Source organism: Psychrobacter sp. 4Bb (assembly GCF_002836735.1).
In the GTDB taxonomy this organism is placed as follows: Bacteria; Pseudomonadota; Gammaproteobacteria; order Pseudomonadales; family Moraxellaceae; genus Psychrobacter.
In genome coordinates this window covers 65,763-80,159 of record NZ_PJAS01000072.1, presented here as the reverse complement: position 1 = coordinate 80,159, position 14,397 = coordinate 65,763, and the positions used below count along the sequence as shown (strand labels likewise).

Annotated in this window: 10 protein-coding genes; 8 read left to right on the top strand and 2 right to left on the bottom strand. The window is 43.8% G+C overall.

The genetic code is table 11. The annotated features are described in order from the left end of the window. Positions 1–38: 38 nt before the first annotated feature. Together CXF60_RS11030 and CXF60_RS11025 are read right to left on the bottom strand one after the other, a co-directional pair. Positions 39–1,820 (bottom strand): sigma 54-interacting transcriptional regulator, encoded by a 1,782-nt coding sequence (locus CXF60_RS11030; protein WP_102091974.1) that lies wholly within the window; start codon positions 1,818–1,820, stop codon positions 39–41. 99 nt (positions 1,821–1,919) lie between these two features. Next, complete coding sequence (locus CXF60_RS11025) at positions 1,920–3,272, bottom strand: two-component system sensor histidine kinase NtrB (RefSeq protein ID WP_102091973.1); 1,353 nt, start codon at positions 3,270–3,272, stop codon at positions 1,920–1,922. Between the two features lie 135 nt (positions 3,273–3,407). Between CXF60_RS11025 and rimO the strand changes: the two genes are divergently transcribed. From rimO to bamA, 8 genes are all read left to right on the top strand, one after another. Next, positions 3,408–4,994, top strand: a complete 1,587-nt coding sequence (gene rimO / locus CXF60_RS11020; RefSeq protein WP_102091972.1) for a 30S ribosomal protein S12 methylthiotransferase RimO — start codon at positions 3,408–3,410, stop codon at positions 4,992–4,994. A gap of 172 nt (positions 4,995–5,166) precedes the next feature. Beyond that, positions 5,167–5,892, top strand: coding sequence for a UMP kinase (gene pyrH, locus CXF60_RS11015; protein WP_057759121.1), 726 nt, complete (start codon positions 5,167–5,169; stop codon positions 5,890–5,892). A 112-nt stretch (positions 5,893–6,004) separates the two neighbouring features. Beyond that, the gene (gene frr, locus CXF60_RS11010; RefSeq protein ID WP_057759123.1) at positions 6,005–6,559 is read left to right on the top strand and encodes a ribosome recycling factor; all 555 of its coding nucleotides are present in this window, start codon (positions 6,005–6,007) and stop codon (positions 6,557–6,559) included. Positions 6,560–6,947: 388 nt separating this feature from the next. Next, on the top strand, positions 6,948–7,706 hold the full coding sequence (gene uppS, locus CXF60_RS11005; protein ID WP_102091971.1) for a polyprenyl diphosphate synthase: 759 nt from the start codon (positions 6,948–6,950) through the stop codon (positions 7,704–7,706). A 189-nt stretch (positions 7,707–7,895) separates the two neighbouring features. Beyond that, positions 7,896–8,705: a phosphatidate cytidylyltransferase gene (locus tag CXF60_RS11000; protein WP_102091970.1), complete on the top strand. Its 810-nt coding sequence runs from the start codon at positions 7,896–7,898 to the stop codon at positions 8,703–8,705. Between the two features lie 179 nt (positions 8,706–8,884). Further along, the gene (gene ispC, locus CXF60_RS10995) at positions 8,885–10,093 is read left to right on the top strand and encodes a 1-deoxy-D-xylulose-5-phosphate reductoisomerase (protein WP_102091969.1); all 1,209 of its coding nucleotides are present in this window, start codon (positions 8,885–8,887) and stop codon (positions 10,091–10,093) included. Positions 10,094–10,189: 96 nt separating this feature from the next. Next, the gene (gene rseP, locus CXF60_RS10990; protein WP_057759128.1) at positions 10,190–11,566 is read left to right on the top strand and encodes an RIP metalloprotease RseP; all 1,377 of its coding nucleotides are present in this window, start codon (positions 10,190–10,192) and stop codon (positions 11,564–11,566) included. A 262-nt stretch (positions 11,567–11,828) separates the two neighbouring features. Continuing rightward, positions 11,829–14,258 carry an outer membrane protein assembly factor BamA gene (gene bamA / locus CXF60_RS10985; protein WP_102091968.1) on the top strand — a complete coding sequence of 810 codons (2,430 nt, stop codon included), beginning with the start codon at positions 11,829–11,831 and terminating at the stop codon, positions 14,256–14,258. Positions 14,259–14,397: the final 139 nt, after the last annotated feature.

The window sequence follows — 14,397 nt, the reverse complement described above, 5'->3', positions numbered from 1 at the left end:
ATATTAATAATAATTTAATATCATGCTTTATACGTTTTTTATTCTTTAGTTGGTACTCTCGGGGCAGAGATATCCAGTTGCTGCAATTTGCGTGTCAGAGTATTGCGTCCCCAACCAAGTAAGCTCGCGGCTTCTATCTTTTTACCGCCACTATGATTGAGTGCTGCTGTTAATAAAACGCGCTCAAACTCAGGGGTTGCTGTTTGCAAAATATCAGTTTCACCCGTGCTTAACGACTGCTCAGCCCAATCAGCCAATGCTTGCTGCCAACTTTGGTTTTTAGGCAACGGGCTACTTCGCTCATTTTGATGACTGTTTAATGATCTACCATTTAACACATTGCCATTTTGTGCCAAATGCTCTTGAGCGTCTCCCTCTGTTGGGCCGTGCTCTTCATAAAGCACCGTATTAGGTGAGATGTTTTCAAGTAGCTCTGGTGGCAAGTCTGTCGCCATCACAGTGTCACCAGTAGCCATGACCGTGAGCCACAAACAGACGTTTTCTAATTGACGTACGTTACCGCGCCAGTCAAACGTCTGCATAATTTGCAATGCGGCAGGATGTAAATGCTTTGGAGTGGTATTCATTTGCTCTGCGGCAGACTGCATAAAGTAGAGGGCTAATGCAGGAATGTCTTCAGGGCGTGTACGTAGTGGCGGTAGGGGTAATCGAATGACATTGAGGCGATAAAATAAGTCTTCGCGGAATCGGCTTTGTTTTACCAGCTCTTCTAAGTTTTGGTGGGTGGCTGCGATGATACGTACATCGACCTTTATTGGCTGCTGACCACCAACACGATAAAACTCACCATTGGCCAGTACGCGTAACAGCCTTGTCTGAGTGCTAAAAGGCATGTCACCGATTTCATCTAAAAATAGAGTACCACCGTCTGCCTGCTCAAAACGGCCTTGACGCATCGTCGTTGCACCAGTAAACGCACCTTTTTCGTGACCAAATAGCTCAGACTCGATCAAGTCATGCGGTATGGCTGCCATATTAAGCGCAATAAATGGTTGTTGCTTACGCGGGGAGTGCTGATGTAGAGCACTGGCTACCAACTCTTTACCTGTTCCAGACTCGCCAGTGATTAAGACGGAAATGGGGGATTGAGCCAGTCTGCCAATAGCACGAAACACCGTTTGCATGGCTGGTGACTGTCCAATGATGCCGCTAGGGTTCCCATTACTTTTGCCTTCGACGGCACCTTTGTTCTTATTGTCTTTGGTTGTCTTACTGGCAGGTGCTGCTTTAGATTTCATCAGGTCTTCGGTGGAAGTGTCAGACGTTGTATTGGTATTGGATTCATCTAAAAGGGAAACAGTTGTTGTTTCTAAGTTGGGCTGATAATTGATGGCTTTATAAATCGTTGCAACCGCGTCATCTAAGTCAAAAGGCTTGGGCAAGTATTCAAAAGCCCCTGTCTGATAGCTATTGATAGCAGAGGTTAGGTCTGAGTGTGCCGTCATAATTACGATTGGCATTTTAGGGAAGTACTGATGGACCCAGTCGCTAAAAGACAATCCATCCATCATTGGCATACGAATATCGGTTAGTATGACGTCTGGTAATTGCTCGGCTGACTCTTGCTGTTTTAACACATCGTTAAGGCGAGTCCATGCTGCTTGTGCTTGGGTAAAACTGATAACGGTCAATCCAGCATCTTCAAACGTGTCTGCCAACACCATACGTAGGGCTGCATCGTCATCGATTAACCACAATGTTGCAGGGTGGTCGCTGGGTGCATTATTCACAGTTACTATTTGTGATTGTGTTGATTGATCATCGCTTTTAGGTTGGAGGTCGTCGCTATATTCAGTCATGTATTGGGCCTAATCAGCAATTATTGATAGTAAGTTGGGGATTGGGAGTTGGGCATTAGGAAACTTAGCAGCCTTTAATTCATAAATTCATAATTTGTTTTATGTCTCAGTGATGGGTTGAGTAAATGGTAGGTATAGCGTAAATCGGGTTTGCTTGTCCTCTTGTTCTTTTGTCGAGCTCACATCAATCATACCATGATGATGACTGATAATATCTTGGACGATGGATAATCCAAGACCTGTACCAGCTGCACGGCTAGTGACCATTGGGAAAAATATCTGACCGATCAATGCTGGATCAATACCTGAGCCATTATCGGTAATGGTAATTTGCATCACTTGCTTGTGCTGCTGCCCGACGATCGTATGCTGAAAGGCAACCCGCGTTTGAATATGCAATGTCGGTTGATAGTCAGAATTACTCTTTTGCATGGTAGCTTGTGGTGATTCTTGAGACTCTGAGATTTTATTCTGTTGTAGCGTTTGTTCGAACTCAGTCATCGACTCACAAGCATTATTAATGAGGTTTAAAAACACTTGAATCAGTTGATCCTTATCAGCGCACAACTCTGGCAATGATAAATCATAATCACGCTGTAACACTACCTGTGGATACTGATTGGTCACTAAGGTTAAGACATGCTCTAAAGGCTCATGGATATTGAGCGTTTGCCAGTTTGGCAGTTGATTGGAACCCAGAAGCTGCCCAATAAGATGAGTCAATCGATCAGTCTCTGAAATAATAATGTCCGTATAGTTGCGCAGTTTTTGATTCATTTTTTGCAAATCATGCTGCGTGTCAGCGTTGGTAGTTGTCAAAGCATTATCAGCGCTAGAGGTGTTAGTAGTAGATGCGTCGCTGAATTTAATGAATTGCCGTTGCAACAGTTGTGCTGCCCCGCGAATACCAGCAAGAGGGTTTTTTATTTCGTGTGCCACCGAGCGTAACATATGACGGGCCACTGTATACTGCTGCTGTTGACGCTGCTCCTCAGAGATACGACTTTGCCGATCTTTACCCCACATCTCGATAATAAAATAAGGCTGCTGTTCATAGATGACTGGCGTGACGCTATAGTCGACTGACAATGATAAATTACCATTTAGTGGTGTTTTTATGATGTGGTCATGATCGATAAAAGGCTGTTGGTAGTTCTGAGCTTGCACAAAACGCTCGGTCAAAGAGTAAGCTGGCTCGCTCGAAGACTCATTTTCATTTATATCATTATCGATAAATGCAGTATCTTTAGTCTTTAACTCATCAGGTGCGAGCAGAGTCAAGATGGATTGATTGATTAGTCTGCCGCTACTAATGGCAAGTAGCTGCTCGGCTTGAGCATTCAACCGTGTGATTGATAGCTCATCGTTGACCCATAAAATAGCGGTGAATAAATGCTGAGATATAAATGCGAGGTCAGGGGTTGTTTTGGCGGTTATAAAATCAGCGTTCATCGGTAGGGCCCAAAAAAGTCAGATGCTTGAGATAATATTTAACCACAAATCAAGACTATAGAGCGGCAAAACTGGTGATTTTTGCAAAAAAAACGTACAATGCGCTCAGCCAATTTATCTCTAGCAAGGTCAGCCATGTCCAAAACTTCTACCGAGTCAGTGAATACGACAGCAACAGCTCCTCTATCTGCCGTAAAAGACACTGCCACTATCTTCAATCCTGCCGCGCCTACCATAGTACAAGCGCAGAGTCAGGCAGATGCCAGTCAAACAGACACTAAACAACCTTACCATCATAAAGCCAACCATAACCAAAACCGTAGTGTAGCCCAAAGCAGCGATGTTACGACTGCCAATGCGACTGCTACGATGCCAGTTAGTGCAGCGCCAAAGATTGGTTTTGTATCACTAGGTTGTCCAAAAGCATTGGTAGATAGTGAGCGTATTATCACTGAGCTAAGCCGTGACGGCTATCAAGTAGCCAGTGATTATGATGGTGCTGACTTGGTCGTGGTAAATACTTGCGGCTTTATTGAGTCAGCGGTACAAGAGTCACTTGATGCGATCGGCGAGGCCATTAGCAAAAATGGTAAAGTGATTGTTACTGGTTGCTTAGGTAAAGAGGCGGACAAAATCCGTGAGATGCATCCAGCTGTACTAGCAGTGACGGGCGCACATGCCTATGATGAAGTGATTACGGCAGTAGCGCAGCATGTGCCTAAGCCAAATCGCAGTCAGGACGCCAACTATGATCCAAAAATAGATTTGATTAATGAAGCGGGTATCAAACTGACCCCAAGCCATTATGCTTATCTAAAAATATCAGAAGGCTGTAATCACCGTTGTACGTTCTGTATTATTCCAAGCTTGCGCGGTGATTTGGTATCGCGCCCGATTGATAATGTTATGAATGAAGCACTGGCGCTCAAAAAAGCTGGCGTGAAAGAGTTGCTTATCATCTCGCAAGATACCTCGGCATATGGCCTTGACCTAAAGTATAAAACCAGCTTTTGGAATGGTATGCCGCTCAAGTCTAAGTTTTATGACTTATGCCAAGCATTGAACGATTTGGGCATTTGGGTTCGCTTGCATTATGTCTATCCGTATCCACATGTAGACAAAGTCGTTGAGTTGATGGGTGAGAAGAAACTGCTTCCTTATCTGGATATTCCGTTCCAGCATGCCAGTCATCGCATCTTAAAAGCGATGAAACGTCCTGCGCATAGCGAAAACACCTTGGCACGTATCAAAGCGTGGCGTGATATCTGTCCTGATATCGTGATTCGCTCGACTTTTGTGGTTGGCTTCCCTGGCGAGACAGAAGAAGATTTTCAGTGCTTGCTTGATTGGCTAGTTGAAGCACGTCTTGATCGCGTGGGTGCATTCACTTATTCAGAAGTAGAAGGCGCAGTGGCCAATGACTTGCCTGACCATATCCCTGAAGACGTCAAGCAGTCTCGCTATGAGCGTTTAATGGCGCTACAGCAAGATATTTCAGCGCAAAAGCTACAAGAAAAAGTCGGCAAAACCTTAACGGTATTGGTCGATGAAATTGACAGCGATGAAAAGATTGCTATCTGCCGTAGCTATGCTGATGCACCTGAAATTGATGGTCATGTCTATGTTGATGATATCAACGCTCAAGTTAAAGTAGGGCAGTTCTTAACCGTGACTATTGATGATGCTAGCGAATACGATCTATTCGCCAGTTATCAAGGCTAGATATCCAATAAGATATGCGAGTGAAAATTGCCCAATGGCGGGCAGTTTTTGCTACAATTAGCGCAATTTAGCCTTTTTAATACGCTTAGCTGTAAGTGTGGCGTTGTGGGCAAACTCGATTTGTATTTTACCGATAATTTTCTTTATAATTTCATGATAACAAGGTGACCTCATGTCTGACAAAAACCCGCGTTACGCTCGTATCTTGCTGAAACTCTCCGGTGAAGCCTTAGCTGGTAGTAAAGACATGGGTATCGATACCGAAGTGCTTGATAAAATGAGCTTGTCTATCGCTCACTTGCGTGGACTTGGTGTCCAAGTGGGTATCGTAGTTGGCGGTGGTAACTTATATCGCGGTGCACAGTTACAAAAAGAAGGTCTCGTTGGCCGCGTTACTGGTGATCAGATGGGCATGTTAGCAACCGTTATGAACGGACTGGCAATGCGTGATGCGCTTGAGCGTCGCAACATAAAAACGCGCTTGATGTCAGCGTTACCGATTGGTGAAGTCACCGAAAGCTATAGCAGTCGTAATGCCATTCGTTATCTCAAAAACGGCGAAGTTTGTATCTTTGTTGCAGGTACGGGTAACCCATTCTTTACCACTGACACTGCTGCTTGTTTGCGCGGTATCGAGATCGAAGCCGGTTTGATTTTAAAAGCGACTAAGGTCGATGGCGTTTATGACAAAGACCCAAGCCTACATGATGATGCAGTCAAATATGACGGTCTGACTTTTGATGAAGTATTAGAGCAAAAGCTAGGCGTCATGGATTTAACGGCTATCGCGTTATGCCGTGAGCATAACGTACCGCTACAAGTGTTTGATATGACAAAACCTAATGCATTATTGAATGTCATCATGGGTGAAAATGAAGGCACACGAGTTTTTCATTAATTGATGCGATACTGGCAACTAACGTCAGTAAATAGCTAACGATTAGCAACAAATAGTTAATATCCCAATAGCAAATAAAAAATTTGTCGGTAACGATAAATAAGGATACACAATGATTAAAGAGATTAAGCAAGACGGTGAAGCACGCATGCAAAAAACGTTGGAAGCGCTTGAAAGCACTTTCAGTAAAGTTCGTACTGGTCGTGCGCATCCAGGTATGTTGTCAGGTGTGATGGTTAGCTACTATGGTTCTGATACACCATTGAACCAAGTGGCAAGCGTAAACGTTGAGGACTCGCGTACCTTACTGGTTCAACCATTTGACCGTACTATGGTACAAGCAGTAGACAAGGCCATTCGTGAAGCAGATTTGGGCCTAAACCCAATGTCTGCTGATGTGATTCGTGTGCCAATGCCCGCATTAACAGAAGATACTCGTCGCGATATGCAAAAACTTGCACGTGGTGAAGCTGAGAGCAGCCGAGTGTCTATCCGTAATATTCGCCGTGACATGATGAATGATATCAAAGACTTGGCAAAAGAAAAAGAAATCTCAGAAGATGATGAGCGCCGCGCGAGTGATGACATTCAAAAAATCACTGACAAATACATTGAAACGATCGATGCTCGCTTAAGCAAAAAAGAAAGCGATTTGATGGAAGTTTAAGACTAATATATTTGGTATTTATAGCAAGAATCAGTTCGGTAGATTATCTGTAATTTAGCAGCCAATACTTTGTAGCTATTGGCTGTTTATTATTGTGTAGACTGATATAGTTAATCCTCTATAAAAGAGTCGCAGCGTTAACCTCGATTGAAGTATCGCATATACATCTGAACTCGGTTGCTGGTCTCTCTTTTAAACTGAATCAACTATATGCAGCCATATCTAGAACATGCCAAAAACGCGATTGATTAGACTTTGTTCATCGCATTCTGAGCATTAAAAATTCACAATATAATTATGATAAGTTAGTGAATTATATAAATGGCACTTTTTATTCGCCGTTGCACACGTTATTATTATTTTACCTTAACAATAAGCAAGTTCGCCTATGTCCACTTCAGCCGTTTTGGCGCCCGCTATTCTTCCTCGTCATATCGCCATCATTATGGATGGTAATAATCGCTATGGTAAGGCCAATAATTTAGGCCAAGGTCAAGGTCATATAGCGGGTAAAAATGCACTAGATCCCCTTGTTGATTATTGTGTCAATACAGGCATTAAAGTGCTGACCGTTTTTGCGTTTTCTAGCGAAAATTGGCAGAGACCGCCTAGTGAAGTGGCACTATTGATGCAGCTACTCACATCGACGATTCATGAGCAAATGCCGCGCATGAATGAGTATCGTATTCGCTTGCGTTTCATCGGTGACCGTAGTCAGCTTAGTGAGTCATTACAAATGTTAATGGCTGACGCAGAAGAAAAGACGGTAGAGTTTGACGCAATGACGCTGGTGATTGCAATTAGCTACGGTGGACAGTGGGATATCGCAAACGCAGCACAACAGCTGGCTCAGCAAGTGCAAGATGGCGAATTAAAAGCTGAAGATGTCAGCGAAGAGCTGTTAGGTAACTACGTACAATTAGCCGACACGCCAGCAGTAGATATGCTAGTGCGTACGGGCGGCGAGTATCGTATTTCTAATTTCTTATTGTGGCAATCCGCTTATGCTGAGCTGTTTTTCACTCCCACATTGTGGCCGAATTTTACAGCAGAAGAGCTGGCTTTGATGATCGCAGAGTTTGCAAAACGTCAACGCCGCTTTGGTAAAACCAGCGAGCAGGTAGTAATAGAGCAGCAAGGGCACTGAGCAATGAGTTGATAGGTAAGTTCAGTCGGTTCAGTTCAGTTAGTATTGTATAACTGGTCAATAGGGTTGGTTTATGCAATGATAAATGGCTTGAATGAGTATTGAATGCTATCACTAGGCCATCGTTAGTTAGCTGCTATAATGCATTTTTTGACCATCTGTTCTTCATTATTATAAGGCTCGATAAGTATGTGGCAACGAATTAAGACGGCAATTGTTCTCGTTATTATCGTTGGTATTGCAATGTTTGCGAGCCAAACGCCTATTTTATTTGCACCACTGTTGGCCATTGGGGTCATTATCGCCGCTCATGAGTGGGCCAAATTGATGCCTAAGTGGCGCCAACCTGCTGTATTCGTTCTAATTATTTTAGCGCTCACTATATTCTCGCTGATGTTCAAGGTGACTTGGCTGTTTTGGTGGGTGGCGTCACTCATTATATGGCTGATGGCGCTGTCTTGGGTTCGAGTCTTTCCAACACAGACGAGATGGTACGGCAACCAGCTGGCAATGATGGGCGCGGTTATTCTGACGGCATCTATCACGGCGATGTTCTATCTCTGGCAACTGTCGGCATGGTGGCTGCTATATGTGTTCTTATTAGTATGGTGTGCAGATAGCGGTGCATATTTCGTTGGACGCAAGCTTGGTCGCCGAAAAATGGCACCCAATGTTTCGCCCAATAAGAGCATGGAAGGATTGGCTGGTGGCCTCGTTACAGGGCTGTTAGTTGTGGTAGCCATTAGCGTCTTTAAATTACAGCTGACCGGTGTACCGTTAATCGCATTTGTAGCGTTATCGGCCATCACTATTCTTGCCTCTGTACTTGGAGATTTGTTTGAGTCGATGCTCAAACGTCGTGCTGATGTAAAAGATTCAGGTACTATCTTGCCAGGTCACGGTGGTATCCTTGATCGTATTGATTCGCTACTGTCTGCCACACCAATATTTGCCCTTGGTTTTTGGGCGATACAGCAGCTTGGCTTGATAGTGGTATAAGGTTATATAGCAGCATTTTTCTATTTGAACCTGCTCTATGGTTTATTCTCATTAATACTAATATAAGTGAGCCGAACACAAGTAATACATTAGTATGACAAACACGGTTATCAGAACAGTGGTTTTATAGTTAACAGACGATATTCTATTTTTATTATTTTTAAGTATCATGGGCATTGATGGTTATGACGCAACGCATCGCCGTACTAGGCGCGACAGGCTCGATTGGCGATAGCACCTTAGCAATATTAGCGGCACAACCGCATACCTACGAAGTCTATGCTTTGTCAGGCTATCATCGCTTAGATAAGCTATTTGCACTCTGTCAGCAGTTTTTGCCGAAACGCGTCAGTGTGCCGACGTCAGCCGTAGATGATTTTGCTCACAGGCTTAAAGCCGCGGGGATTGATAGTGAGGTCGTAGGGGGTGAGGCAGGATTGGTAGATATTGCCACTGACTCACAGACTGATACGGTTGTAGCGGCGATTGTAGGGGCGGCAGGGTTGCCGTCTACATTAGCAGCAGCACGTGTAGGTAAGCGTATCTTATTGGCCAATAAAGAAGCCTTAGTGATGGCAGGTAAAGTTATGATTGATGCGGTCAAGACACACAAAGCCACTTTGCTGCCACTCGACTCCGAACACAATGCCATTTTTCAATGCTTGCCACTCGCTATTCAGCAAGACAATACGCAAATCCATCAGTCAAATCATGGTGTTCGTAAACTATGGTTGACAGCCTCTGGTGGGCCATTTTTGCAGCAGTCGTTTGAGCAGATGCAGCAGGCAAGCGTCGCAGAAGCGGTCAAACACCCGAATTGGTCAATGGGTCAAAAGATATCTGTCGATTCGGCCACGATGATGAACAAGGGGCTTGAGCTGATAGAAGCCTGTCACTTATTTGATTTGCCTGAAGATAAGATAAATGTGGTTATTCATCCACAAAGTATCATTCACTCGATGGTAGAATATAGCGATGGTAGCTTCTTGGCGCAGCTGGGCAGTCCAGACATGAAAACCCCCATTGCGCACGCGCTTAGCTACCCTGATCGGATGGATAGTGGCTCGCAGCCGTTAGACTTATTTGCACTTAGTGGTTTGGAGTTTATTGAACCTGACTTGCAAAAGTTTGCCTGTTTGCGTTTGGCCCGCCAAGCTATGCAAGCCGGAACGCAAGCCACAATTGTGCTTAATGCTGCAAACGAAATTGCAGTAGCAGCGTTCCTCGATGGTAAAATACGTTTGACGGATATTGCTGATATTAACGAACAAGCCTTAAATGACATACAGCTGCCTCCATTGAACGAAACCGCTGACATAGAAGACATATTGGCAATCGATAAGATTGCACGCCATCTGACTGATAAGTTGGTAGCAAAGCTAACATAATCGTAGCAAGCGTCTCTTAGCTGATATATGACATTGATAAACGAGATTAGCGAAGATGTTAATAAAAATGCTGAGAGACAATACTGAGAAAAAATCATGACGTTTTTACTAACACTTCTTGCCGCCATATTTGTCTTAGGTCCGCTTATTGCCTTACACGAGTGGGGACATTATATTGTGGCGCGGCTTTGCGGTGTCAAAGTGTTAACGTACTCTATCGGTTTTGGTCCTAAAGTTTTTGGTTGGACCAGCAAAAAGAGCGGTATCGACTATCGTATCTCAGCATTGCCACTTGGCGGTTATGTAAAAATGCTAGATGAGCGTGAAGGTAATGTCGCAAAAGATGAGCAGCACCTTGCGTTTAATCGACAGCATCCGCTCAAGAAAATTGCTATCGTTGCAGCTGGTCCTATCATGAATTTTGTTATCGCTATCGCGCTATTTTGGGTACTATTTATGACCCCATCTGAGCAGTTGGCGACTAAGATTGGACAGGTACTACCAGATACGCCTGCTGCAATGGCACAGCTGCCAGTCGGCGATAAGATTGTGGCGATTGATGGACATGATGTGCAGACATGGGAAGGTATTAACTATCGCCTTGCAGGACGTATGGGTGAGACGGATAATGTTAGCATTACCTTGCAGTCAGACGCCCAAACCGATCAGTCGACTAAAACCTATCAAGCACCCGTCACACAGTTTATGCAAGGTGAGGCTCAAGGCAAAGACGCACTGACCAGCTTTGGTATGTTGCCATGGCAGCCGCAGATTGCGCCGATTGTAGGCGGTTTGGCTCCCGATGGTGCCGCTAGCCGCCAAGGTCTAAAGGTTGGTGACCGCATTACTGCTATTAATAATGAGTCAATCGAAGATTGGATTACTGCGACACGTATCATCCGTGATAATCCTGAAACGCTATTGAACTTTACGGTGTTGCGTGATGACAAGTCTGTACAGTTGCAGATTATGCCTCAAGGTAAAAAAGACAACTTGGGTAATGATTACGGACAGATTGGTGCGATGGTGGATCAGACTGAGATTGTTATCCCTGATGATTACAAGACTACCGTGGTCTATGGTCCTAGTGAGTCGTTAGTTAAGTCGTTTGAAAAGACTGAGCAGCTCGCAGTAATGACCGTAAGCTCAATGGGAAAAATGCTATCCGGTATGATTGGCTTAGACAACTTATCAGGGCCAATTACCATTGCCAAAGTCGCCAAACAAAGCTTTGATATCAGTTGGCAGATGGTATTATCGACAGCGGCGCTAATTAGCCTGAGTCTTGCCGTCTTAAACCTTTTGCCGATTCCAGTATTAGATGGTGGGCATATTGTCTATCATTTTATCGAGCTGATTCGCGGTAAGCCATTGTCTGAAGGTGTGCAAATGGTCGGTCTAAATATCGGTTTACTCTTGCTGGCAGGTTTCATGGTGTTAGCAATTGGTAATGACATCAGCCGGCTATTTTGATCGGCGGATGAGCAATATGGCTGATAAAGCACGATATACTAATGGTTTTACGCCTATTATAGGCTGATTATTGTTATGATAGGCATGCTACTCTGTGTCGCAGCCTCTGTACTAATCGTAATTTTTAGTTTATTTTGTGATGCAATTTATATAAAGTGTTCTGAGTTACCCTTGCATGGGTTTATAACCTTATGCGCACGGGTTAGACAATACGTGCCTTTTAACTTAACTTAAGCAATTTTTTTATTGACGGATAGTGTTTATGCGTACGCCTTTAATTATGAGCGCGGCTGGGTTGCCGTTAGTTGTAGCGATGATGAGTATGCCAGTACAGGCTGCAGAATTTGTAGTAACTGACATCGGTTTTAATGGCTTACAACGCTTAACCCCTGATAGCCTCTATCCGGTCTTACCTGTTACGGTAGGCGATACGGTGAATGATAGTAGCTTAGCTGCCAGTATTAAGGCGCTATATGCAACTGAGAACTTTGCTGATATTCAAAGCCGTGTCGAAGGTGGCAAGCTAAGATTTGACGTCATTGAGCGTCCAACGATCGCTGAAGTAACCTTTGAAGGTAACAAGCTTATTCCTAAAGAAGGGCTTGAGCAGGGATTGAAGAATGCTGGCCTTTCTGCTGGTGACGTGCTCAAGCAGTCTACTTTGCAAGGTGTGGCCAATGAGCTACAACAGCAATATATTAGCCAAGGCTACTACAATAGTAATATCGAAGTAGATCAAACGGTACTTGATGGTAACCGCGTAAAACTTGATGTGCGCTTTGTAGAAGGCAAGCCTGCTAAAGTTGTCGATATCAATATCATTGGTAACAAGCACTTTAGTGATGAAGAGATTAAAGACGTTTTCGCGGTAAAAGAATCTTCATGGACGCGTCTATTATCTAAATCTGATCGTTACGCTCAAGAAAAACTGGCCGCCAGTTTAGAGAGTTTAAAGGCGCTATATCAGAACGATGGTTATGTGCGTTTTTCAGTTGATAATGCCGTATTGAACATTAGCGAAGACAAGAGTAGCGTGTTTATCGAAGTTAGCCTAAGTGAAGGCGAGCAATACCAGTTTGGCGAAGTGAACTTTCTAGGTAAACCTACCTTTGAGAATAGTGAGCTAAAAGAGCTAGTGAGCTTTGCATCTAATGAAAAGTACTCGCAAGCAAAACTAGACGAAACCACTGCTTCTCTCAAAAGACGCTATGGTAACGAAGGCTATTATCTAGCTCAAATCAGACCAGTACCACGTATCAATGACGATACTAAAATGGTCGATGTCGATTACTATATCGATCCTGCACGTCCTATCTACGTTCGCCGTATCAACTTTACGGGTAATATCAAAACGCAAGACGAAGTATTACGTCGTGAGATGCGTCAGTTAGAAGGTGCGCTGTCGTCCAATGACAAAATTCAGCTGTCACGCACGCGTTTAATGCGTACTGGCTTCTTTAAAAATGTCACTGTCGATGTTAAGCCAGTACCTAACCAGCCCGATCAAGTCGATGTAAACTATGTGGTTGAAGAGCAGCCTTCTGGTAGCTCAACGATTGCAGCAGGTTACTCACAAAGTGGTGGTGTGACTTTCCAATTGGATCTGACTCAAAACAACTTTATGGGTACCGGTAACCGTGTAAAGGCTGCGCTTTCTCGTTCAGAAACACGCGACTCTTATAGCCTAGGTTATACCGATCCGTACTTTACAGAAAACGGTGTCTCTCAAGGTATCAGCGGTTATTATCGCAAAACTAAATATGACGATGATAACGTTAGTAACTATGTGACCGATTCATATGGTGCGACGCTGAACTATAGTTATCCTATTGACGAAACCAAACGTCTTAGTGCTGGTCTAAATGTAGACAACACAAAGGTTCGTGGTGGTCGTTATCTGGGTATATCTAATGTCCAAGAAATTCTAGACGAGGGCGGTACGAAAACGCCGGAAGTCGAGACTGATGGTGTTGCTAGCTTCAAGAATGACTATCAGACTTACAACCTATTGTTTGGTTGGGACTACAGCACTTTAGACCGTCCAGTATTTCCTACCAAAGGGATGAGCCATGCGGTTGATGCAACCATCGGTCTTGGTGATGCCAATTACCAAAAGCTAACTTATAGCGGCAATATATATTATCCTCTTTATAAAGATGTGATCGCGCGTGGTTATACTAAGCTTGGTTATGGTAATGATTTACCGTTCTATGAGAACTTCTATGCTGGTGGTTATGGCTCAGTACGTGGCTATGAATCATCTACTCTGGGACCTAAATCACAAGTTTATCTTGATGCGGTTAATGCTGATCGAAGATTTACAGATGAAGATATTGGTGGTAATGCACTAGCAACGTTTGGTGCAGAATTAATTTTGCCAATGCCGTTTAAAGGTGATTGGGCAGATCAAGTACGCCCAGTATTGTTTGCTGAAGGTGGTCAGGTCTTTGACACCTCTGATAAAGAAGATCGCACTTTTATCAATCCTAATACTGGTGATCCTGCTCTAAATGACGACGGTAGTGAAATTAAGCTACTGACTCAAGATAATGACTTCCGCTATAGTGCTGGTGCTGGTATCACTTGGTATACGCCAATTGGTCCAATCTCACTGAGCTACGCGGTACCATTTGGTGACAAAGAGGGCGATGAGACTGAAAAAGTCCAGTTCCAGATTGGTAATACATTCTAAATTAATGACATCATTCTCATCTATTTGAGCAGTTTCGAAGATTGTCTCAAATAGACGGAAATATCATTAGAGCTTAGTAGGTCGTCAAAACGCATTGTTATTTTGGCGACCGTTTCATTTATAAACACATTTTATTAAT